Source organism: Pseudomonas sp. MB-090624, from assembly GCF_003205245.1.
Lineage (GTDB): Bacteria > Pseudomonadota > Gammaproteobacteria > Pseudomonadales > Pseudomonadaceae > Aquipseudomonas > Aquipseudomonas juntendi.
In genome coordinates this window covers 17,669-37,282 of sequence record NZ_QJRK01000013.1, presented here as the reverse complement: position 1 = coordinate 37,282, position 19,614 = coordinate 17,669, and the positions used below count along the sequence as shown (strand labels likewise).

Sequence of the window (19,614 nt, the reverse complement as noted above, 5' to 3'; positions counted from 1 at the left end):
CGCCCCGTGCGCCTAGGCCTGGTGCTGGGTGACCAGTTATCGCTGGAGCTGCCAAGCCTGAAGGCACTGGACCCTGCCCAGGACGCTATCCTGATGGCAGAGGTGGAGGGCGAGGCGCGCTATGTGCCCCATCACCCGCAAAAGATCGTGCTCGTTTTCAGCGCCATGCGCCACTTTGCCCAGGCGCTGCGCGAGCGCGGCTGGCAAGTGCACTACGTACCGATCGATGACAGCGAAAACAGCGGCACCATCGTCGGTGAGCTGCGCCGCTGGCGCGAACGGCTTGGCGCGGCGCAGATCGACCTGACCGAATGTGGCGAGTGGCGGCTCGAGCACGCGTTGCGCGAGTCCGGGCTGCCCTTGACGTGGCACCGCGACACTCGCTTCCTGTGCTCGCGTGAGGCCTTCGCGCGCTGGGCCGAGGGTCGCCGGCAGTTGCGCATGGAGCATTTCTATCGCGGTATGCGCAAGCGGTGCGGCCTGCTGCTGGAGCCCGATGGCAGCCCTGCCGGGGGCACCTGGAACTTCGACAGTGAAAACCGTAAACCACTGCCTCGCAACCTGGGCGCTCCGTTCGCGGCGCGCTTCACGCCCGATACCATTACCCTGGCGGTGATGGCGCTGGTACGCCAGCGCTTCGGCGACCACTACGGCGAGATAGACGGGTTCGAGTACCCCGTCACCCAGCAGCAGGCGCTTGAGCTGTGGCAGCACTTTCTCGACTTCGGTCTGGCGGCATTCGGTGACTACCAGGACGCCATGGCCGAAGGTGAGCCGTATCTTTTCCATTCACGCATCAGCGCGGCCCTGAACATAGGCTTGCTCGATGTGCGGCAGTTGTGCGAAGACGTGCAACAGGCCTGGCGCGAAGGCAGGGTGCCGCTCAACGCCGCCGAAGGCTTCATCCGCCAACTGATCGGTTGGCGTGAATATGTCCGCGGTGTGTATTGGCTGCGCATGCCCGACTACGCCACATTGAACCACTTCGGCAACGCCCGCGCCTTGCCCGAGTTCTACTGGACCGGCAACACCCGCATGCGCTGCATGGCGCAAGCGATAGGGCAAACGCTGCGGCTTGGGTACGCGCACCACGTGCAGCGGCTGATGGTGACCGGCAACTTCGCGCTGTTGGCAGGCATCGCGCCTGCCGCTATCTGTGAATGGTACCTGGCGGTCTACATCGACGCATTCGACTGGGTCGAACTGCCCAACACGCTTGGCATGGTGATGCATGCCGACGGTGGCTACCTGGGCTCCAAACCGTATTGCGCCAGTGGGCGCTACATCCAGCGGATGTCCGACCACTGCAAGGCCTGCAGCTATCGGGTAGACAAGGTGGTGGAAGGCGATGCCTGCCCGTTCAATGCGCTGTACTGGCATTTTCTTATGCGCCACCGTCAACGCCTGTCGGCCAACCCGCGCCTGGCAATGGTCTACCGCAACCTCGACCGGATGGCTGCCGCGCGCCGTGATGGTGTGTGGCAACGTGGCGAGCAGTTGCTCGCCGAGCTGGATGCAGGCAGGCCGCTGTGAAGAAGCAAAACCTGCCAAGCAAGGTGTGCGTGGTGTGTGGCCGGCCATTCACCTGGCGCAAGCGCTGGGCGCGTTGCTGGGACGAGGTGCGTTATTGTTCCGAGCGCTGCCGCCGCTCAGCGCCACGCAGCCAAGCGCACCAGCAAGGGCAGGGCCAAGGCCCAGATCGGCACTAGAACCAGGGTGGTTGCCAAAGGCCCCAGGGGCAGCGCGACATCGGCCAGCTTGGCGCCGCCCAGATACGCCATGGGGCCGGCAACCGCGCCGACCACGGCACCGCGCAAAAACGGCCGGCCTGCCCAGGCCAGGCTATGGCGCAAACCGCTGGCCAGCACCAACCACATCGATGCCAGCCATAGGGGCAGCGGCCAGGCGTGAAAATCAAATACACCAAGGCTGCCTAGCAGGCTGTCCAGCAGGCACCCAGCCATGGTCACGCGTAACAGCGCCCAAGCTTCTGCCCGCGGTTGTGTGCATGTCCATAGGTGCAGCGCCAGCCCCAAAGGCACCCACATCAGCACCCAAGGTGTGCTGGCACCCCATATGCACAACCACCAGCCCAATTGCAGCCACAGCGCATTGGCAATCTGGCCGCGGGTAACCATCACGCTGGTACAGGCAGTGGCGCGCGACGCGCGTTCGGCGCCGCCCACAACAGCTGCGCCACGCCAATGGCACGCTCCTCGAAACCGCCCTGGCAGTAGCACAGATAAAACTCCCACAGGCGCTGGAACGTCTCGTCATAACCCAACGCCGCGAGCGCCGCGCGCGATTGCTTCAGGTTGTCGTGCCAGTGCCGCAGCGTCAGGGCGTAGTCGACACCGAAATCCTCCATGTGAACCAGGTTCAGCGCTGTCTGGCGGCTGGCCGTATCGACCAGCACGCTGAGCGAGGGCAGGGCGCCGCCGGGGAAAATATAGCGCTGGATGAAGTCCACCGAGCGCCGTGCCTGGGCATAGCGCTGGTCGCGAATGGTGATCGCCTGGATCAGCATCAGGCCATCGGGCTTGAGCAACGATCCACACTGGCGGAAGTACGTGGGCAGGTAGCGGTGGCCTACAGCCTCGATCATCTCGATCGAGACCAGCTTGTCGAATGTCCCGCGCAGGTCGCGGTAGTCCTCCTGCAGCACGGTGATCTGCCGCTCCAGCCCCAGGTCTTTGACCCGTTGCAGGGTATGGCTGTATTGCGCCTGGGACAGGGTGGTGGTGGTGACCCGGCAACCATGATGGCTGGCAGCATGGATGGCAAGGCTGCCCCAGCCAGTGCCGATCTCCAGCAGGTGGTCTTCCGGGCCCAGTTCAAGCTTCTCGCAGATGCGCTGCAGCTTGCGAAGCTGGGCCTGTTCAAGGGGTTGGTCGGGGTGCTCGAACTGGGCAGCCGAGTACATCATGGTCGGGTCCAGCAGCTGTTCGAACAGCGCGTTGCCCAAGTCATAGTGGGCCAGTATGTTGCGTCGCGCACCGCGCTTGCTGTTGCGGTTGAGCCGGTGCAGCAGGCGCAGGGCGGGCCGGCCCAACCGCGCCAGGCCCCCTTCCAGGGCGTCGAGCACCTCGAGGTTGGCGACGAACAACCGCGTGACCAGGGCCAGGTCCGGGCTGCGCCAGTAACCATGGATATAGCCCTCACCGGCACCGATCGAACCATTGCTCGCCAGCAGGTTCCAGGCAGCATCATCGAGAATTTCCACCTCCGCCTGCAGGGCACTGGCGGCATCACCGAAGGCCCATTGTTGCCCATGGCAGAGCACACGCAGGTGGCCATGGCGCAACTTGCCCAGCTGTGCCAGCACAGCGTTGCGCGCCAGCGCGCCCAACCAAGGGGCGATGCCTGCTGACTTGCTAACGCTCAGGGTGGGATTGGACATGATCGGAGTCCTCGCAAGGTTGGCCAAGTGCCAGGTCGCCCTGGCTGGCGGTGTGGTCGTGAATAGGCGTGCGCTTGCAGAACAGGCGCAGGGCTTGCCAGTAGATGCCCGTCAGGGTGCGCAGGCTCATCCAGGGGAAGGCCAGGATGTAGCGGTGCAAGGCGGGACGGTCCAAGGGTTGGCGCCGTAGTGCCAGGTCGGCTTCGAAGACCTTGTGGCCGCTTTGCCAGTTTTCCATGTGGATGCGCACCCGGCTCTCGTCGAGGTGGAAGCGCAAGCGGTAGTCCATGTCCAGCGGCATGAACGGCGACACGTGAAAGGCCTTGTTCACCGCGAACGGCTGCGCCAGCCCGCCCTGTACGGGCAGCACATAGTGGAAGCGCTCTCGCCAAGGGGTGTTGCGTACTTCCAGCAGGATTGCCGCCAGGTGCCCATCGCGGTCGTGGCAGAAGTAGAAACTCACCGGGTTGAACGCCAGTCCCCAGCAACGCAGCTGGGTCAGCAGGCGTACCGGCCCTTCCGGCACCTGGCCCGTGGCTCGGCCCACCAACCGCCGCGCGGCGCCGGCCAGCGATTGCCCTTGGCCGGTAAAGGCCGGCAGGTAATCGGTTTCACGGAAGCTCAGCGGCGCCAGGCGCGAGCGCCGTAACCAGCGCGACAGGGTCATCAGCCAGGCTTGCTCGTCCAAGTCCAGGTAGAACATGCCGACTTGGTAGCGGAAGGCGTGCGGCCGCGGGCTCAGGCGCCGGTGGCTGAGCCAGCCCAGGCACAGACCGCTGTTCATAGCTGTTCCCCGAAATGGCTGGCCACCTGCAGCGCGCTGGTGACGCCGTCCTCGTGAAAGCCGTTGCCCCAGTAGGCCCCGCAGAAATAGCTGTGCTGACCGCCTTGCAGCTGCGCATGCCGGGCCTGTGCGGCCAGCGCCGCCAGGCTGTATTGCGGGTGGGCGTAACTGAAGCGGGCGATGATCTGGGCGGGGTCGATCAGGGCGGTCTGGTTCAGGCTCACGCAGAACGTCACCGGCGCCTGCAGGCCTTGCAGGATATTCATGTTGTAGGTCAGCGCGGCCGGTGCCTGACCGTCGCCGGCCAGGCGGTAGTTCCAACTGGCCCAGGCTTTGCGCCGGCGGGGCAGCAGGCGGGTGTCGGTGTGCAGCACCACATCATTGTCGGCGTAGCCGATGGCGCCCAGTACTGCCTGTTCCTGTGTACTCGGTGCCTGCAGCAGGGCAAGGGCCTGGTCGCTGTGACAGGCGAATACCACTTTGTCGAAGCGCTCGGTGCCGGCAGCGCTGTGCAGGGTCACCCCACCCTGGTCTCGGTCGACCCGGTGAACCTTGCAGTCAAGCCGTACCTGTTCGGCAAACCGCCGGCTCAGCGGGCCGATATAGCTGCGCGAACCACCTTCTATCACCCGCCATTGCGGCCGCTGATTGACCGACAGCAGGCCGTGGTTGCGGCAAAAGCGCACGAAGAACTGCAACGGAAAAGCCAGCATGTCGGCCCGGGACATCGACCAGATCGCCGAGCCCATGGGCACCACGTAGTGATCGACAAAACGTTGCCCGTAGCCTTGCGCCTGAAGATAGCTGCCCAGCGTGGTGTGATCGTCTATTCGCCCTGCATCCAGGTCGGCGATAGCCTGCCGGTTGAAGCGCAGGATTTCGCGCAGCATCCCCCAGAAACCCGGTGACAGCAGGTTGCTGCGTTGTGCGAACAGGGTGTCGAGGCTATGACCATTGTATTCCAGGCCGCTGAGTGGGTCGTTTACGGAGAAGCTCATCTGCGTGGGTTGTGAGCCCACATCCAGTTGCTCGAGCAAGCGAATGAAGTTCGGGTAGGTCCAGTCGTTGAACACGATGAAGCCAGTATCGATGGTATAGCGCTCGCCTGCCCAGTCCACGTCCACGGTGTGGGTGTGGCCGCCGACCCAGCTCGCGGCTTCGAACACCGTGACCGCGTGGCGACGGGAGAGCAGGTAGGCACAGGTGAGGCCGGCAATGCCGCTTCCAATAATGGCGATGCGCATGGGTCAGTCCTGTTCGTGGCGGGCCAAGCGCAGGCCCAGGGCCAGGCGCAGACGCGGGGGCAGGGCCCCGAGCACACGCAGGCCCCAGGTGAAAAGGCTCGGGAAGTTGATTTCAAGCGGGCGCCGGGGCAAGCGCTTGGCAATATGTTGTGCCGCGCGCTCGGCAGACCACAGTTGCGGCATGGGGAAGTCGTTGCGGCGGGTCAACGGCGTATCGACAAAGCCCGGGCTGACCAACGTCATGTCGATACCCTCGCGTGCCAGGTCGATCCGCTGCGACTCCACCAGGTAACGCACGGCTGCCTTGGACGCCCCGTAGGCCCCGGCACGGGGCAAGGCCAGCCAGGTTACCGAACTGCCGACCACCACCAGGTGCGGGCGCACGCCTGCCCGCAGCAAGGGCAGGGCGGCGGCCAGGCAGTTGCTCACGCCCAGCAGGTTGGTGCGTACCACGCGTTCGACAAGCGCCGGGTCGAAGTGGCCGGGCTCCAGGTATTCACAAGTGCCTGCATTGAAGACCGCCATGTCCAGCCCACCCCAGGCTTGCTCGATGCGGGCGGCCATTTGTGCCACTTGTGCAGCGTCGGCAATGTCGCCCTCGGCCAACAGCACCTGCCCCGGATACCGCTCGGCCAACGGCAGCAGTGCCTGGCTGCGACGGCCACCCAACGCGATCTGGTGCCCTTGTTCCAGCAGCGCTTGCGCAAGGGCTGCGCCAAGGCCGCTGCTAGCGCCTGTCAACCAGCAGCGGCTCATGCCAGCCTGCCTTTGAGCCAGCGAATGGCCCCGCCCATCAGTGGAACGTGCTCATACAACAGGGCGCCCGCGTCGAAGAAATCCTGGTGGAAATGGACGCGGTCACGCCACTGCAGAAAACTGCAGCCTTGCACCGTTATCGGTGCCCCCCGTGCCAGCCGTGGGTGACGAAACTCGAGGGTCCAGCGCAGGTAACCCTGGCCAGGTAGCACCTCGTCCGCCGCGGCGAAGGCATAGCGGATATCGCGGGCATTGGCGTACAACTGGGCGAAATAGGCCTGCAGGGCGTCGAGCCCGTGAATTTGATGCAGGGGGTCGCGGAAGACAACGTCTTCGCTGTACAGGGTGTTCAGTGAATCGAGGCTGTCCACGTCAAGGTGGGCAAAGCGTTCGGCGAACTGCTGCAGGTAAGCGGACATGCTCGGCTCCGGACAATCCTGTACAACACCCGATTGTTGTACAGGTATACTCGAAGCCTACGACAAAAATTGTACAAGTCAAAGTTTTTGTATAGCTATTTCAGCTTTCGCGTTGCGCCAACTGCTGCCGCAGTTCAGCGACCTCGGCTTCCAGCGCCTTGATCCGCGCCTCGGCCTCTACCTGCCGGGAAACATCGTGCTGAATGCCGATGTAGTAGGTCAGTTGATCCGCCTGGTTGAACACTGGGCTGATGGACAATTCGTTCCAGAACGGGCTGCCATCCTTGCGGTAGTTGCGCAGGACTTCCCGGCACGGCTTGCCGTCACGTATCGCCTCGCGGATGCGCTGTACGGCTTCCTGGTCATGGTCGGCGCCCTGCAAGAAGCGGCAGTCCTGGTACAGGATGTCCCTGGCCTGGTAGCCCGTCAGCCGCTCGAAAGCTGTGTTGGCATAGATGAGGATGCTGTCTTCGCCTTCCTGCTCGGCTACGACGATGCCGTCGTTGGATTGCTCGACCATCAGTTGCAGGAGTTTTGCAGTGATCATGTAGCGCTACCTACGCAAATGTCATGTTCAGTAAGCGCAGCGTAGCCTCTGTGCAGGGCTTCGCGCGCAGTTTGCTGCATGATGACCCAGTTCGGCACTGCGCAGAAGGTGTGTATCGGTTTAGAATGGGGCACTTCCCGGACGACCCGTGCAATGACTGATACTACTCAAGCCGACCTGCTGCCCATGCGCGATGTGGTTACCCTGACGGGCATCAACCCGGTGACCCTGCGCGCCTGGGAGCGGCGCCACGGCTTGCTCCGCCCGCAGCGCACCGACGGTGGTCACCGGCTGTACACGGCCGAGGATGTGCAGCGTATCCGCGACATTCTGCACTGGACCAACCATGGGCTGCCGATCAGCAAGGTCGGTGAGCGCCTCGCCGCCCAGCCGAAAGCCGCCATGCAGTCGGATTCGGCCTTTGCCGAATGGCGCGCAGCGCTGCTGCGTGCTACCCAGGCGTTCGATGCCCAAGCGCTGGATGCGCTGCATGGCCAGTTGTTCACGTTGTTGCCCAAGGCGACGGTGCTGCGCGAAGTGCTGATGCCGGTCTGGCAGCAACTGGCCGCCGGGCGAGCCTTCGGCCAACGCAGCCAATGGGTGTTCTTCGATAATTTCTTGCGTGCGCGCCTCCTGATGCGCCTGCAGATGAACCAGGCCAATGCGCCGCGCGTGATCATGGCGGGCACTGAAGGGCATGCTGAAGCGCAGTTGCTGTGCACCGGTCTGTTGCTGAGCAGCGAGCAACAGCGCATTGACGTGCTTGGCTGTGATCAGCCACTGGAAGAGCTGGCGCTGGTCTGCGCCGCCGTGCAGCCTGCAGCGTTGGTGATTGCCGTACAGGGCTCGGTGAGCGCAACACTGGCCCGCCAACTGCGCGCCTTGCAGATGGATGTCGCGTGCCCGCTGGCGTTGGTCGGTGCGGACCTCGCCGGGTCACAATCGGTCTTGCAAGGCATACCCTTGCGGCTGCTGGATGAACATGGCGATGACCTTGCCGGGGTGCTGAGTGCCTTGCTGGCAGGCCGGTTGGAGCTTTGAGCACCCGCTGCAGGACCGGGTGCGCAAAACTCACAGCATCAACGCGACCTCAGCCTGCCTTGGCTGACGCGGTTCATTCGCTCAGTGCTTTGATCAACTGATCGTTGAAGGCCGGGATATCGTCCGGCTTGCGGCTGCTGATCAGGTGGCCGTCTACCACCACCTTCTCATCCACCCACTCGCCCCCGGCGTTGCGAATATCGTCCTGCAAGGTCTGGTAGCTGGTCATCCGCTTGCCCTTTACCAGGCCCGCCGATATCAGCAGCCAGGCCCCGTGGCAGATCACTGCCAGTGGCTTGTTTGCCGCAGCGTGGCTTTTCACCAGTGCTTGCGCGCCCTCGATCAGGCGGATGGTATCGGAGTTCTGCACCCCGCCCGGCAACACAATGGCGTCGTACAGGTCCACCTGCGCGCTGTCGAAGGTGGCATCCACGGTAAACTCGTCAGCCGGTTTGTCATGGTTCCAGCCGCGTACCGTGCCGTCCTTTTCGCTCAGGATATCGACCACCGCGCCTGTTTGTTCCAGGGCTTCACGTGGGCCGGTCAACTCGACCTGTTCAAAACCGTCAGTCACCAGGAATGCCACGCGTTTGCCATTCAGTTTGTCGTACATCGTGATTCTCCGTTTTCGATAGGCCTGAGAAGGAGGCCATCGTCCCGCCGCGAAGTTCCAACGCAATTCACCGGCGGTGCTGGCTGATGACATCGCATCCATCCCCCCGAAACAAAACTGAACGCTGAGGTGCGGCCGCCAGTCGTACCGCTAACTTTCATGAAAAAGGATGTTGGCGATGAAGACAATGACTCGACTGTTCACTGGCCTGGCGCTGGCGACCGCGCTGGGCAGTACGGCGGCGTGGGCGGACCAGCCTGGTGCTGACTGGAAGGTGAGCAAAGACCAGGCGGAAGCGACGCTGAAGGGCGCTGGCTACACGCAAATCACCAAGATCGAGGCCGATGACGGCCATTGGGAAGGTGAGGGCATCAAAGCCGATGGCAAGCAGTACGAGTTCAAGGTCGATCCGCGCGACGGCAAGGTCGTCAAGGACGAACTGGATAACTGATCCAGAGCGGGTGTTGCTCACTGAGCGGCCCGTGCCTGGAGCACGGGTTTTTTTTGGGGCTGGTTCCTGCGCCGTTCTGTTGTGCAGTGGCCGGCCGCGCTCTACCGCCGATGTACCCGGACTGAACATCGCGCGCTCGAGGTGCTCTCACCCATAATGATTGAGCGAGGGCAGCGCCATGAGTATCGAACGCAGCATTCCCGAACTGGCAGCGTGGTACGCGCAGTACGACGACGTCAGTTACCGCAGCGAATCGCCAGACGCCTACCACCATGAACTGCTGCGCACCGCCGAGGCCCTGCGCGACGATGGCACCCTCGGCTGGGACGACTGGCTGGCGCTCAAGGCACTGGCCGACGAAGCCCATGTGCGAGCGCTGGAAGACGCAGTTCAGGCCCACGTGAATGACCCTGACGCATGAAAAACCTCCGCATCGCGACCTTCAACATCAATGGTATCAGCAGCCGCTTGCCCGCATTGCTGGAGTGGTTGAAGCGCGAACGGCCCGACATCGCCTGCCTGCAGGAATTGAAGGCTGCTGATCACAAGTTTCCGCGTCAGGAGATCGAGGCTGCAGGTTACGGCAGTCTTTATCAGGGCCAGCCCGCCTGGAACGGCGTGGCCATTCTGGCGCGTGACAGCGAGCCGCTAGAGGTGCGACGTGGCTTGCCAGGCATGGAGGACGACACCCAGAGCCGTTACCTGGAAGCAGCGGCGCATGGGGTGCTGGTCGGATGCTTGTATCTGCCCAACGGTAATCCGCAGCCTGGGCCGAAATTCGATTACAAGTTGCGCTGGTTCGAATGCCTGATCCAGCATGCGCAAACGCTGTATGCCAATGGGCACCCAGCGCTCCTGGCGGGTGATTTCAACGTGGTGCCCACGGACCTGGACATTTACGACACACGTTCCTGGCTCAAGGATGCCTTGTTGCAGCCAGAGTCCCGTGCCTGTTTCGAGCGTCTGCTGACGCAAGGTTGGACGGATGCCGTTCGCCACCTGTACCCGGACGAGCGCGTGTACACCTTCTGGGATTACTTCCGCAACCACTGGGCACGTAACGCCGGGCTGCGCATCGACCACCTGCTGCTCAACCGCGAGCTCTCCCCTTACCTGAAAGGGGCGGGGGTAGATGCCTGGGTGCGCAATGAGGCCAAGGCCAGCGATCACGCCCCTGTGTGGGTCGAATTGGGCGGCCGCCGCCGCAACTGAGGCAACGGGCAAAGCGCTGTGCCTCGGTGGCTACCGGAACAGCCGAGGCCTATTCCGGTAGCGCAGTCACGTGGTGCGTTACTTCTTGCCCGGCAGCACCGTGCTGAGCACCTGTTTGGCCGCCTGCACGATGACCCCGGCCTGGTCAGGGTCGCCCTTGAGCAGGCTGCTGGCGAAGTTCCTGGCCTGCTCCAACTTGATGTGCGGGGGCAGGGGAGGCACATTCGGGTCGGTCTTGAACTCGATCAGCACAGGCCGGTCAGCCGCCAGCGCCCGCTCCCACGCGTCGGCGATATCCTCCTCCCGCTCCACGTAGATACCCTGCAGGCCGATGGAGATGGCGAACAGGTGATAAGGCACATCAGGAATTGACTGTGAAGCCTCGAACTTCGGGTCGCCTTCCATGACCCGTTGTTCCCAGGTGACCTGGTTGAGGTCTTCGTTGTTGAACACCGCGCAGATCCACTGGGGGTTGTCCCATTGCTGCCAGTACTTGGCAACGGTAATCAGCTCGGCCAGGTTGCTCATCTGCATCGCGCCGTCACCTACCAGCGCGACCACGCCACGCTGCGGGTGGGCGAACTTGGCGGCGATGGCATAAGGTACCGCCGCGCCCATGCTCGCCAGGCCCCCTGACAACGAACACTGCATGCCTTGGCGCACCATGAGGTCGCGGGCATACCAGTTGGCGCAGGAACCGGAGTCGCTGGTGACAATGGCATGGTCGGGCAGGCGTGGGGAAAGTTCGTGAACGACCCGCTGCGGGTTGATGGGGTCTGCCTTGGCCATGGCCCGCTTGGCCAAGGTCTTGTCCCACTTGCCGCGCCAGCCTTCGACCTTGGCCCGCCAGCGCCGATCGGTCTTGTGCTCCAGTAGCGGCAGCAGGGCCTGCAGTGTTTCGCTGGCATCCCCCACCAGGTTGACTTCCATCGGGTAGCGCAAGCTGAGCATGTCCGGCTGCAGGTCGATCTGCACGCCACGGGCCTGGCCTTCCTTGGGCATGAATTCGGCGTAGGGGAAGCCGGAACCGATCATCAGCAAAGTGTCGCATTCGTTCATCAGGTGCGCACTGGGCTCGGTGCCTAGCAGGCCTATCGCCCCGGTCACCCACGGCAGGTCGTCGGGCAATACCGCCTTGCCCAACAGCGCCTTGGCCACGCCAGCGCCCAGTGCTTCAGCCACCGCCACCACCTGTTCGCTGGCCTGCAGCGCGCCTGCCCCCACCAGTATCGCCACCTTGCGCCCCGCGTTCAGCACCTCGGCGGCGCGCTGCAGGTCGGCTGCGAACGGCACCACCTTGGGCTTGCTGTAGCCAACGCCGGAGTGCACGGTGCCGTGGGCCCGCGGTGGGTCCTCATAAGGCAGGTCCTGCAAGTCATTGGGAAGAATGACAGCGGTAACCCGGCGCTCGCCGACGGCAGTGCGTACCGCGCGGTCAAGCAGGTGCCGCACTTGCGCTGGGGTAGACGCCTGCTGCACGAAGGCCCCGGCAACGTCCTTGAACATCGACACCAGGTCGAGCTCCTGCTGATAGTGCCCGCCGAGCGCGTCGCGCGCCTGCTGGCCGACAATCGCCAGAACCGGCTGGTGATCCATGCGCGCGTCATACAAGCCCGTCAGCAGGTGCGAAGCGCCTGGGCCGGAAGTTGCGATGCACACGCCAAGTTCACCGGTGAACTTGGCGTGTGCACTGGCCATGAATGCAGCCATTTCCTCATGGCGTGCCTGCACGAACTGGATCTTGCCCTCAGCCCGCCGCAAGGCACCGAACACCCCGTTGATACCGTCGCCAGGGTAGCCAAAAATACGCCGCACACCCCATTGGTACAGACGCTCCACCAGAAAGTCACCTACTGTGCTGCTCATCATGTTACCCCTAGGCGTGATCGATAGGGGTCTGGACTGAGCAGCTGGCGGTAAAGTTTCAAGTGAGTGCGCGCGGGCCACCCGAGTGGGCATATACCGCGCTAGGGCTGGCTGGCTCAACCACCGGCGCCATTCCCGCCGCTGCCACCTGTGCCAGATCCGCCACCCTGACCCGTTCCGGGGCCGTTCCCTGTCCCGCCACTACCCGAGCCCTGGGTGGTGCCATCTCCACCTGTTTTATCCGTGTCATTGCTGTCGGTACCGCCGGCCCCGGTACCCATGCCATCGCTTGGTGTGCCGGACCCGGTAGCGCCGCCGTTGCCGTTCATGTGGCCGCTGTCATCCGTGTGGGTAGCAGGGGCACGCTGGTCGTTCGTGTCGGTGGCGGCCAGGGCCAGCGGCGCACTGGCTCCAAGGCATAGCGCCAAAAACAGCGTGTGGGGCTTGTAAGTCTTCATGGTGAGTCTCCATCGAGGTTGATCACCTTTATTTGGTCCTGGTCAGCGCACCTCCCGTGCTTTGCTGCCGACGGATGGCGCAACGCTGGGTTCAACCGTCGGACTGTTCCTCAGGCGGAACCTGGTCTTCCGGCCAATCGGGCGCCTGCTTCGGTGGCTCGGGTTCGGGTTCGAGTACCGGCTCGCCGGGGTTGTGGGGTATCTCGTCAACATAGGGGTCGGGATGAGAAGGGTCGATCATGGTGGTTCTCCTGTGGGTGAGTGGGTATGGCGTTAGGCGGTGTGGCCGCGTTGACCGTTCCATTCAATCCGCCCAGGGGTACACGAACTGACCACTCGGCAACGCCGGCACTGGGCCTTGAGGGAAGGCAAATCAAACTTTTGCCAGCCTGCATGCTCTTCTGAATACACCTGACGTAGCTGAGGAGAAACTCATGAAACACACCGATGGCAATACCGGCGACAAGGTTCCACGCCCCGTTTCCTCGGAAGAGGCACAACGTGGCGAGCAGGTGCCTGGCCCTGTGCTTGAGAAACCCGACCCCAAGACCGAGGCGGTAGACAAGGTGATTACGCCCACGTCCATCAAAGAGCAGGAAGCAGAAACCGAGGCCATCAAGCGGCAGTTGGCGCAGGTCGATGGAAAGCTGCGCGAATGATCAAACGCACGTCACGGTTCTGATCAGAACCACGTATCCAGCCCTGGGGCAGGCCGATATCAGGATTTTCTCCACCCATCGGCTCGCCCGAATTGATGACTCAAGCGCTCAACCATCCCGATGAAAAGGAACAGCTCAATGCCTACCGCAGCAGGCAAGATCCGCTATGGCGTAGTGGCCGGTGGTTCGATTTCACAAGGCGCGTTCATGCCCGGCATCGGCCAGACCGACAACTCGGTAATCACTGCACTGGTCACCGGCGATGCGCAGAAGGCCACTCACCTGGCCGCCCAATATGGGCTCAAAGCCTATGCCTACGAGGAGTATGCGACGCTGTTAAGCGCCGGTGAGGTGGACGCGGTGTATGTTGCTACACCTAATTTTCGCCATCGCGAGTTTGTGATCCCCGCACTGGAGGCCGGTATCCATGTGCTGCTGGAAAAGCCGATGGGCACCAGCGAGGCGGATTGCAAAGCGATGATCGAGGCGGCGAAGCGCTCGGGGGCAAAGCTGATGATCGCCTACCGCTTGCACTGCGAGCCTGGCACGCTGGACATGATCGAGCGTGTGCATGCTGGCCATTTCGGCGACCCGCGGTTGTTTACCTCGACCTTCACCCAAAGGGTCAAACCTGGCAACCACCGGGCACAGAACGGTTTTGCTGCCGGGCCGGTGCCCGACATGGGCCCTTATCCGCTGAACATGGTCCGCCAGTTGTTCAATGCCGAACCGATCGAAGTCAGCGCAGTGGGGGTCCACTCGCCGGGCAGCATCCTGCAAACCTGGGACACGGTCACTGTCAGCCTGCGCTTTCCCGAAGAGCGGCTGGCGCAGTTCACCGTCAGCTACACGTTGCCAGACACCGAACGCTTCCAGCTGTTGGGTACAGAAGGCGAGATCGAAGCTTCGCCCTGCTTCGGCTACGGGGAAGGGGTCGCTATCAGTTACCGTGCCACGATCGGTGGCGAAACGCGTGTGCACGTCAACCCGATTGTCGACCAGTTTGCCGGGGAGACCGCTTATTTCTCCGACTGCATCCTGCGCAACGAAATGCCGGAACCTGACGGTGAGGAAGGCTGGCGCGACGTGCGGGTGGTGGCGGCAATCGAGCGCGCCTTGCTGACTGGCCAGCCACAATGCCTGGAGCCGTTGCCTGCGCGTGCGTTTGCACGTCGGCGTGAGCAGCGCCGGGCCTTTGCGCTGGCAGAGGCGGCACCGATGATCAACACTGAATCGCCTACTGAATAAAGCCGGTGGCTGCGCGCCCGAGGAGGGCGCGCAGGCCAAGGTCAGGCCGCTCGCTGCTCTTCCTTGAGCAATTTCTTCTGCGCCTCCATGGCCAGCCCCATTTCCTCCAGCTCCTGCTTGCCCAACAGCTTACGGGCAGTGGGGAACAGCTCGCTTTCTTCCTCCTCAATATGGTGTTCGAGCAGCTCCTTCATCACTTTGACCCTGCCGGCGAACTCTACAGTGCCGGTTTCGGTGTGCAGCAAGTCCGGGATGACCAGCGAGTCGACAGTGCGGTGTTCCTCTTTGGCCTCGTAATACATCTTGGCCTCTTCCTTGCCGCCGGCCTGCTTGATCGCCGGGTACAGGATCTCTTCTTCCAGGGCCGTGTGGATGTCGACTTCCTGCTTGATCCGTGCAAGCAGCTCGGCACGCTTCTTTACCGCGCGCTCGGTGGTCGAGGACAGTTCTTCGAGCAGTTTCTTCACCAACTGGTGGTCCTGGATCAACAGTTCGATTGCGTTCATGTGGTACCCCTCATAGGCGGGAAAAAGGTCACGGTCGCGAAGTGTTGAGCCAGCGCCAAGCGGCAAGGTTCAATGCGGTTGATCAGCGAACCGGCGTACTGAGCAGGGGAATGACCAAGTGGTCAAAAATTTCTGAATTTTCTAGCGTCGGTTCACTCCATTAGCTTGAATCGATGGAGGAGAGTCCAATGGCAGGGCAGCAGTTGTATGTGATCGAGTATGAGCTTCACGGTGAATTCCGCACCTTCATCATCCGCTTGGGGCGTATGGACAACGCCGAGGCCTGGCACTGGGCGAGCTGTGATGCAGGCGTAGGAATCATTCCCCGCTTTGGCCAGCACACGATCAAGAAGGTCAGCCGCCCCATGGCTGAGCGCTATGGCATCGGGAATGTGCGCTGGCGCGCGTCGGGGGATGGCCCGGAGTTCGTTGCCCAGCCCATTGATGTGAAGAAGTTCTCGAATGGCGGGCCGGGCAAAAGCTGATACCGCCTGCACGCCGCCTGCCGTTGATCCTGCTTTGGCAAGACCCGCTGAACTTCGTCGGGGGCTACAGATTCATGTTACTAGCCCCAATTACCACCACACAGCAGAGGATACGCACCATGACAGCGTCAGAGAAGGACAAAGCCACCGAGCAGGCCGAAACCACCGGCGAGCAGGAGCGCGACAACGATGCCCAGCGCCCGGATGGCTCCGGGGGCACTTCGCATGACTCCACCGCCCAGAAGGAAGCGCGCGAGCAGGGTGAGCACGGCGCCTGAGGCTGGGCGTGCTTGCAACCGCTAGGGTTCATCAGATCTCACCCATCAGGAGCCGACCTGTGCCGCGCATCATAACCCCCACCACGCCGGAGCATGAGGTCAGCGCGCACAACGCCCATATGTTCGGCTCACCCAAGGAGCGGCTGGATTTCTATCGCGGTGAAATCCAGTATGAGACCAGTATTCTTGCCAACCGCACCGACGCCTACCTGGCCGCACAGTCATTTCTGGTCATCGCGTTCGTGTCATCGATGGGTAACCTCAACCAGAGCTGGGGCGAAATGTTCACCCTGGTGGTGCCGCCGTTTCTGGCCCTGCTTGGCATACTCAGCTCGCTCAATGCCTGGCCCGGTATCCATGCGGCCTATCGCATCATCGAGCACTGGCAACTCAAACAGAGCCATTTGCTGCGCAGCGAGCCGTTGATGGGCCTGGCCTATGACGAGTCGCCTCTGTTCAGTGAGACGGAAACATCACAGGCCGGACACCGTAAGTCGCTGTTGTTCTCGCTGCGTACACCGTGGATATTCCTGGTGTTCTGGCTGATCCTGGGTGCCTATGCGGTGTTCATCCAGCTGGCCTGAGCAACGCCGCCGGTAGCAGACCTCGCCTCAACGATAGCGTGGTAACCCTGTGCCAACGCTCGCGGCCAGGTTACTTGGCGCAGCACCTGGAACCAGTATGACCTTGCGGCAGTCGTGGCTCTTCTGATCGAACATCTTATAGGCGAAGGCCGCCTCCTCGAGGGGCAAGCGATGGGTCACGATGAGTTCGGGTTGCAGGCGCCCGTTCTCGATACAGGTGAGCAGTTCGGGCAGGAACTTCTGCACATGGGTCTGGCCCATCTTGAAGGTCAGGCCTTTGTCGAAGGCATCGCCGAACATGAACCCGTGTACGTGCCCGGCGTATACCCCCGGCACACTCACGATGCCCCCGCGGCGTACGGCGGCAATGCTCTGGCGCAGCGCCTTGCCGTTACTGCCCTCGATCTTCAGTGCGGTCAACACTGCTTCGGCGGTACTGCCTTTGGCTTCGAAACCCACCGCGTCAATCACGGCATCTACCCCACGCATACCCGGGGTGAGGCGGATGATGCTGTCGGCCGGTTGGTCGTCGTCCTCGATATTGATCGGCACTACGCCATAGGCGTCGTGGGCGAAGGCCAGGCGGTGCCGGTTGGCATCGACCATGAAGATGGTCTGGGCACCCAGCATCCGCGCACAGGCGGCACTCAGCAGCCCGACCGGCCCGGCACCGTAGATCGCCAGCGTCGAACCCTGGCCCACCTGGGCGTTGGTAACCGCCTGCCAGGCGGTGGGCAGGATATCGGAGAGGAACAACACCTTGTCGTCGGGCAGCGCTGTCGGCACCTTGAACGGGCCGACATTGGCTTTCGGCACGCGCACATACTCGGCCTGGCCGCCGGGCACGCCACCGTAGAGGTGGCTGTAACCGAACAAGGCGGCGCCGGGTGGGATGCTTTTGTTGTTGACGATGGCGCCGCGGCCTCGGTTGGTGGTTTCGCAGGCGGCGAACTGGTCGAGCTGGCAGAAGAAGCAGCTACCACAGGCGATCACGAACGGGATTACCACGCGGTCACCGACCTTCAAGTGGGTAACCCCGCGCCCGGTTTCTTCGACGATGCCCATGAATTCGTGGCCGAAAATGTCGCCAGGTTTGGTCTCCGGGATCCTGCCGTGGTACAGGTGCAAATCAGAACCGCAAATGGCTGTGGCGGTGACTCGCAAGATGACGTCGTCGTCGTGCTCGAGGATGGGATCCGGAACATTGTCGACGCGAACGTCCTGTGGCCCGTGGTAAGTCAGTGCTCTCATGGATACGACTCCTGCGGTGGCTGCTTTCAAGATGGTCCATGCCGGGGAACTCGGCAAGTCGGCAACGTTCAGAAACGGCAATTCATTGGCAAATTCGGTGGGCCACATGCGCCGGCAGCGCAGGCCTGGCAGCGCTGCTGTCTGCATTGAGCAATCTGCCCGCTGTTGTTGTCCAGATTGGACCTGCATCGGTAATGATCGAGGAGTTTTCCGTGAGCAGTAAAAAGGCCCGCGTCAGTAACCAGGCTTCAGGGGATATTTCCGAGCTGCCCCACGACATGTTCTTCGCGGCCGTGGAAACCACGCGGATGCCCATGATCGTCACCGATCCCAACCGTGACGATAACCCCATCATTTTCGCCAACCGGGCGTTCCTCGACATGACCGGCTATGAGCTGGCAGAGATCCTCGGGCGCAATTGCCGGTTCCTGCAAGGCCCGGAAACCGATACCGAGGTGGTCGCAACCTTGCGCGCTAGCATCGAACAGCGTGTGGATATCGCCACGGAAATTCTCAATTATCGCAAGGATGGCTCCAGCTTCTGGAACGCGCTGTTCATCTCGCCGATCTTCAATGAGCGCGGCGACCTGATCTATCACTTTGCCTCGCAACTGGACGTCAGCCGCCGTCGCGATGCCGAGGACGCCTTGCGCCAGGCCCAGAAAATGGAGGCGCTGGGCCAGCTCACAGGCGGTATCGCCCACGATTTCAACAACCTGTTGCAGGTGATGGGTGGGTACCTGGGGCTGATCGCCAATGAGGCTGACAAGACTCAGGTCGACCTCAATCGCATCCGCCGCAGTGTGGGGCACGCGCAGACGGCGGTGGAGCGCGCCAGCACGCTGACCAAGCAGTTGCTGGCCTTCGCCCGCAAGCAGAAACTGCATGGGCGCGTGCTCAACCTCAACCACCTGGTCGAGGACCTGCGGCCCATGATGGAGCGGACCTTCGGCGCCGATGTTCTGGTGGAATTCGACTTCGAGGCCGACCTGCGCAATTGCCGCATCGACCCCACGCAGGCCGAAGTGGCACTGCTCAATATCTTCATGAACGCGCGCGACGCGCTGATAGGGCGCAAGCGCCCGCACGTGTTCATTGAAACCCGCAATGTGCTGGTCACCGACATCAACCATTCCTTCGACGGCCTTTTGCCCGGCAACTATGTCAGCCTGTCCGTGACCGACAATGGTATAGGCATGCCGGCCAGCATCCGTGACCGCGTCATGGACCCGTTTTTCACCACCAAGGAAGAGGGCAAGGGCTCGGGGCTGGGCCTGTCGATGGTCTACGGCTTCGCCAGGCAATCCGGGGGTGCTGCGCGCATCTACACCGAAGAGGGGGAAGGCACGACCCTGCGCCTGTACTTCCCCGTCGACGACGCCAAGGTCGTCCAGCAGCCCGCCGTGAAGACCGCCGAACGCGGTGGGGGCTCAGAGCGTATCCTCATCGTGGAAGACCGCCCGGATGTGGCAGAGCTGGCAAAAATGGTGCTCGAGGACTACGGCTACGCTGCCGACATGGTGCTCAATGCGCGGGAAGCGTTGAAGCTTATCCAGGCTGGCGAGCGGTACGACCTGTTGTTCACCGACCTGATCATGCCAGGCGGCATGAACGGCGTCATGCTTGCCCGGGAGGTGCGCAGGCTGCAACCGCAGATCAAGGTATTGCTCACCACTGGCTATGCTGAAAATTCGATCGAGCGCACCGACATCGGCGGCTCGGAGTTCGAGGTGATATCCAAGCCTTGCCAGCCCCATGACCTGGCTCGGCGGGTCAGGCAGGTGCTGGATGGGCCTACCGGCGTCACCTGAG

At 62.6% G+C, this 19,614-nt stretch carries 25 protein-coding genes; 12 read left to right on the top strand and 13 right to left on the bottom strand.

Annotation, left to right across the window (positions count from 1 at the left end; translation table 11 throughout):
- The first annotated feature begins 6 nt into the window (after nucleotides 1-6).
- The gene (locus DMX12_RS09515) at nucleotides 7-1,533 is read left to right on the top strand and encodes a cryptochrome/photolyase family protein (RefSeq protein ID WP_110677308.1); all 1,527 of its coding nucleotides are present in this window, start codon (nucleotides 7-9) and stop codon (nucleotides 1,531-1,533) included.
- A complete protein-coding gene (locus DMX12_RS09510; protein WP_080709259.1) occupies nucleotides 1,530-1,709 on the top strand; it encodes a DUF2256 domain-containing protein in 180 nt (59 codons plus the stop codon). Before DMX12_RS09515 ends, DMX12_RS09510 begins: the two co-directional genes overlap by 4 nt.
- On the opposite strand, the gene DMX12_RS09505 is transcribed toward DMX12_RS09510, so the two are convergent.
- From DMX12_RS09505 to DMX12_RS09475, 7 genes are all read right to left on the bottom strand, one after another.
- Nucleotides 1,650-2,138 carry a DUF2878 domain-containing protein gene (locus DMX12_RS09505; RefSeq protein WP_110677306.1) on the bottom strand — a complete coding sequence of 163 codons (489 nt, stop codon included), beginning with the start codon at nucleotides 2,136-2,138 and terminating at the stop codon, nucleotides 1,650-1,652. The genes DMX12_RS09510 and DMX12_RS09505 overlap by 60 nt on opposite strands.
- Nucleotides 2,138-3,400 (bottom strand): cyclopropane-fatty-acyl-phospholipid synthase family protein, encoded by a 1,263-nt coding sequence (locus tag DMX12_RS09500; protein WP_110677223.1) that lies wholly within the window; start codon nucleotides 3,398-3,400, stop codon nucleotides 2,138-2,140. Before DMX12_RS09500 ends, DMX12_RS09505 begins: the two co-directional genes overlap by 1 nt.
- Entirely contained in the window at nucleotides 3,375-4,184 is an 810-nt protein-coding gene (locus tag DMX12_RS09495) for a DUF1365 domain-containing protein (protein WP_054903837.1), read from the bottom strand. Before DMX12_RS09495 ends, DMX12_RS09500 begins: the two co-directional genes overlap by 26 nt.
- Complete coding sequence (locus DMX12_RS09490) at nucleotides 4,181-5,428, bottom strand: NAD(P)/FAD-dependent oxidoreductase (protein ID WP_110677222.1); 1,248 nt, start codon at nucleotides 5,426-5,428, stop codon at nucleotides 4,181-4,183. Before DMX12_RS09490 ends, DMX12_RS09495 begins: the two co-directional genes overlap by 4 nt.
- 3 nt (nucleotides 5,429-5,431) lie before the next feature.
- Nucleotides 5,432-6,184: an SDR family NAD(P)-dependent oxidoreductase gene (locus DMX12_RS09485; protein WP_110677220.1), complete on the bottom strand. Its 753-nt coding sequence runs from the start codon at nucleotides 6,182-6,184 to the stop codon at nucleotides 5,432-5,434.
- Complete coding sequence (locus DMX12_RS09480) at nucleotides 6,181-6,603, bottom strand: nuclear transport factor 2 family protein (protein WP_029887149.1); 423 nt, start codon at nucleotides 6,601-6,603, stop codon at nucleotides 6,181-6,183. The genes DMX12_RS09485 and DMX12_RS09480 overlap by 4 nt, the downstream gene beginning before the upstream one ends.
- 100 nt (nucleotides 6,604-6,703) lie before the next feature.
- Complete coding sequence (locus DMX12_RS09475) at nucleotides 6,704-7,150, bottom strand: PAS sensor domain-containing protein (RefSeq protein WP_054903840.1); 447 nt, start codon at nucleotides 7,148-7,150, stop codon at nucleotides 6,704-6,706.
- Nucleotides 7,151-7,303: 153 nt separating this feature from the next.
- Between DMX12_RS09475 and DMX12_RS09470 the strand changes: the two genes are divergently transcribed.
- The gene (locus DMX12_RS09470; protein ID WP_110677219.1) at nucleotides 7,304-8,191 is read left to right on the top strand and encodes a MerR family transcriptional regulator; all 888 of its coding nucleotides are present in this window, start codon (nucleotides 7,304-7,306) and stop codon (nucleotides 8,189-8,191) included.
- Nucleotides 8,192-8,264: 73 nt separating this feature from the next.
- Here DMX12_RS09470 and DMX12_RS09465 read toward each other — a convergent pair whose 3' ends face one another.
- Entirely contained in the window at nucleotides 8,265-8,804 is a 540-nt protein-coding gene (locus tag DMX12_RS09465) for a type 1 glutamine amidotransferase domain-containing protein (protein WP_054903842.1), read from the bottom strand.
- 178 nt (nucleotides 8,805-8,982) lie between these two features.
- On the opposite strand from DMX12_RS09465, the gene DMX12_RS09460 reads away from it, so the two are divergent.
- The 3 genes from DMX12_RS09460 to xth all read left to right on the top strand — a co-directional run bounded on the left by DMX12_RS09460 (nucleotide 8,983) and on the right by xth (nucleotide 10,467).
- Nucleotides 8,983-9,255 (top strand): PepSY domain-containing protein, encoded by a 273-nt coding sequence (locus tag DMX12_RS09460; RefSeq protein ID WP_047149911.1) that lies wholly within the window; start codon nucleotides 8,983-8,985, stop codon nucleotides 9,253-9,255.
- 178 nt (nucleotides 9,256-9,433) lie between these two features.
- Nucleotides 9,434-9,676 carry a hypothetical protein gene (locus DMX12_RS09455; protein WP_110677216.1) on the top strand — a complete coding sequence of 81 codons (243 nt, stop codon included), beginning with the start codon at nucleotides 9,434-9,436 and terminating at the stop codon, nucleotides 9,674-9,676.
- A complete protein-coding gene (gene xth / locus DMX12_RS09450) occupies nucleotides 9,673-10,467 on the top strand; it encodes an exodeoxyribonuclease III (protein ID WP_110677214.1) in 795 nt (264 codons plus the stop codon). The genes DMX12_RS09455 and xth overlap by 4 nt, the downstream gene beginning before the upstream one ends.
- A 78-nt stretch (nucleotides 10,468-10,545) precedes the next feature.
- Here xth and DMX12_RS09445 read toward each other — a convergent pair whose 3' ends face one another.
- From DMX12_RS09445 to DMX12_RS29280, 3 genes are all read right to left on the bottom strand, one after another.
- Nucleotides 10,546-12,333 carry a thiamine pyrophosphate-requiring protein gene (locus DMX12_RS09445; protein WP_110677212.1) on the bottom strand — a complete coding sequence of 596 codons (1,788 nt, stop codon included), beginning with the start codon at nucleotides 12,331-12,333 and terminating at the stop codon, nucleotides 10,546-10,548.
- A 116-nt stretch (nucleotides 12,334-12,449) separates the two neighbouring features.
- The gene (locus tag DMX12_RS09440) at nucleotides 12,450-12,791 is read right to left on the bottom strand and encodes a hypothetical protein (protein WP_110677210.1); all 342 of its coding nucleotides are present in this window, start codon (nucleotides 12,789-12,791) and stop codon (nucleotides 12,450-12,452) included.
- Between the two features lie 91 nt (nucleotides 12,792-12,882).
- The gene (locus DMX12_RS29280; RefSeq protein ID WP_156089064.1) at nucleotides 12,883-13,032 is read right to left on the bottom strand and encodes a hypothetical protein; all 150 of its coding nucleotides are present in this window, start codon (nucleotides 13,030-13,032) and stop codon (nucleotides 12,883-12,885) included.
- A gap of 193 nt (nucleotides 13,033-13,225) precedes the next feature.
- Here DMX12_RS29280 and DMX12_RS09435 point away from each other — a divergent pair, with 193 nt between their 5' ends.
- Entirely contained in the window at nucleotides 13,226-13,450 is a 225-nt protein-coding gene (locus tag DMX12_RS09435; protein WP_110677208.1) for a hypothetical protein, read from the top strand.
- Between the two features lie 138 nt (nucleotides 13,451-13,588).
- The gene (locus tag DMX12_RS09430; RefSeq protein ID WP_110677206.1) at nucleotides 13,589-14,698 is read left to right on the top strand and encodes a Gfo/Idh/MocA family protein; all 1,110 of its coding nucleotides are present in this window, start codon (nucleotides 13,589-13,591) and stop codon (nucleotides 14,696-14,698) included.
- 41 nt (nucleotides 14,699-14,739) lie between these two features.
- Here DMX12_RS09430 and DMX12_RS09425 read toward each other — a convergent pair whose 3' ends face one another.
- On the bottom strand, nucleotides 14,740-15,204 hold the full coding sequence (locus tag DMX12_RS09425) for a hemerythrin domain-containing protein (protein ID WP_009685522.1): 465 nt from the start codon (nucleotides 15,202-15,204) through the stop codon (nucleotides 14,740-14,742).
- A 188-nt stretch (nucleotides 15,205-15,392) separates the two neighbouring features.
- Here DMX12_RS09425 and DMX12_RS09420 point away from each other — a divergent pair, with 188 nt between their 5' ends.
- From DMX12_RS09420 to DMX12_RS09415, 3 genes are all read left to right on the top strand, one after another.
- Complete coding sequence (locus DMX12_RS09420; protein ID WP_009685521.1) at nucleotides 15,393-15,689, top strand: DUF6555 family protein; 297 nt, start codon at nucleotides 15,393-15,395, stop codon at nucleotides 15,687-15,689.
- A gap of 119 nt (nucleotides 15,690-15,808) precedes the next feature.
- Nucleotides 15,809-15,967 carry a hypothetical protein gene (locus DMX12_RS29470; protein ID WP_177411259.1) on the top strand — a complete coding sequence of 53 codons (159 nt, stop codon included), beginning with the start codon at nucleotides 15,809-15,811 and terminating at the stop codon, nucleotides 15,965-15,967.
- A gap of 59 nt (nucleotides 15,968-16,026) precedes the next feature.
- Complete coding sequence (locus DMX12_RS09415; RefSeq protein WP_110677204.1) at nucleotides 16,027-16,551, top strand: hypothetical protein; 525 nt, start codon at nucleotides 16,027-16,029, stop codon at nucleotides 16,549-16,551.
- Nucleotides 16,552-16,578: 27 nt separating this feature from the next.
- Here the strand turns inward: DMX12_RS09415 and DMX12_RS09410 are convergent, their stop codons facing one another.
- Nucleotides 16,579-17,802 (bottom strand): zinc-dependent alcohol dehydrogenase, encoded by a 1,224-nt coding sequence (locus DMX12_RS09410; RefSeq protein ID WP_110677202.1) that lies wholly within the window; start codon nucleotides 17,800-17,802, stop codon nucleotides 16,579-16,581.
- A gap of 212 nt (nucleotides 17,803-18,014) precedes the next feature.
- Between DMX12_RS09410 and DMX12_RS09405 the strand changes: the two genes are divergently transcribed.
- Nucleotides 18,015-19,613, top strand: a complete 1,599-nt coding sequence (locus tag DMX12_RS09405; RefSeq protein ID WP_110677304.1) for a histidine kinase famiy protein — start codon at nucleotides 18,015-18,017, stop codon at nucleotides 19,611-19,613.
- The last annotated feature ends 1 nt before the right edge of the window (nucleotide 19,614 follow it).

Coding starts and splice junctions, on each gene's coding strand:
- DMX12_RS09505 (WP_110677306.1), bottom strand. CDS start 2,138: ATGGTTACCCGCGGCCAGATTGCCAATGCGCTGTGGCTGCAATTGGGC.
- DMX12_RS09500 (WP_110677223.1), bottom strand. CDS start 3,400: ATGTCCAATCCCACCCTGAGCGTTAGCAAGTCAGCAGGCATCGCCCCT.
- DMX12_RS09495 (WP_054903837.1), bottom strand. CDS start 4,184: ATGAACAGCGGTCTGTGCCTGGGCTGGCTCAGCCACCGGCGCCTGAGC.
- DMX12_RS09490 (WP_110677222.1), bottom strand. CDS start 5,428: ATGCGCATCGCCATTATTGGAAGCGGCATTGCCGGCCTCACCTGTGCC.
- DMX12_RS09485 (WP_110677220.1), bottom strand. CDS start 6,184: ATGAGCCGCTGCTGGTTGACAGGCGCTAGCAGCGGCCTTGGCGCAGCC.
- DMX12_RS09480 (WP_029887149.1), bottom strand. CDS start 6,603: ATGTCCGCTTACCTGCAGCAGTTCGCCGAACGCTTTGCCCACCTTGAC.
- DMX12_RS09475 (WP_054903840.1), bottom strand. CDS start 7,150: ATGATCACTGCAAAACTCCTGCAACTGATGGTCGAGCAATCCAACGAC.
- DMX12_RS09470 (WP_110677219.1), top strand. CDS start 7,304: ATGACTGATACTACTCAAGCCGACCTGCTGCCCATGCGCGATGTGGTT.
- DMX12_RS09465 (WP_054903842.1), bottom strand. CDS start 8,804: ATGTACGACAAACTGAATGGCAAACGCGTGGCATTCCTGGTGACTGAC.
- DMX12_RS09460 (WP_047149911.1), top strand. CDS start 8,983: ATGAAGACAATGACTCGACTGTTCACTGGCCTGGCGCTGGCGACCGCG.
- DMX12_RS09455 (WP_110677216.1), top strand. CDS start 9,434: ATGAGTATCGAACGCAGCATTCCCGAACTGGCAGCGTGGTACGCGCAG.
- xth (WP_110677214.1), top strand. CDS start 9,673: ATGAAAAACCTCCGCATCGCGACCTTCAACATCAATGGTATCAGCAGC.
- DMX12_RS09445 (WP_110677212.1), bottom strand. CDS start 12,333: ATGAGCAGCACAGTAGGTGACTTTCTGGTGGAGCGTCTGTACCAATGG.
- DMX12_RS09440 (WP_110677210.1), bottom strand. CDS start 12,791: ATGAAGACTTACAAGCCCCACACGCTGTTTTTGGCGCTATGCCTTGGA.
- DMX12_RS29280 (WP_156089064.1), bottom strand. CDS start 13,032: ATGATCGACCCTTCTCATCCCGACCCCTATGTTGACGAGATACCCCAC.
- DMX12_RS09435 (WP_110677208.1), top strand. CDS start 13,226: ATGAAACACACCGATGGCAATACCGGCGACAAGGTTCCACGCCCCGTT.
- DMX12_RS09430 (WP_110677206.1), top strand. CDS start 13,589: ATGCCTACCGCAGCAGGCAAGATCCGCTATGGCGTAGTGGCCGGTGGT.
- DMX12_RS09425 (WP_009685522.1), bottom strand. CDS start 15,204: ATGAACGCAATCGAACTGTTGATCCAGGACCACCAGTTGGTGAAGAAA.
- DMX12_RS09420 (WP_009685521.1), top strand. CDS start 15,393: ATGGCAGGGCAGCAGTTGTATGTGATCGAGTATGAGCTTCACGGTGAA.
- DMX12_RS29470 (WP_177411259.1), top strand. CDS start 15,809: ATGACAGCGTCAGAGAAGGACAAAGCCACCGAGCAGGCCGAAACCACC.
- DMX12_RS09410 (WP_110677202.1), bottom strand. CDS start 17,802: ATGAGAGCACTGACTTACCACGGGCCACAGGACGTTCGCGTCGACAAT.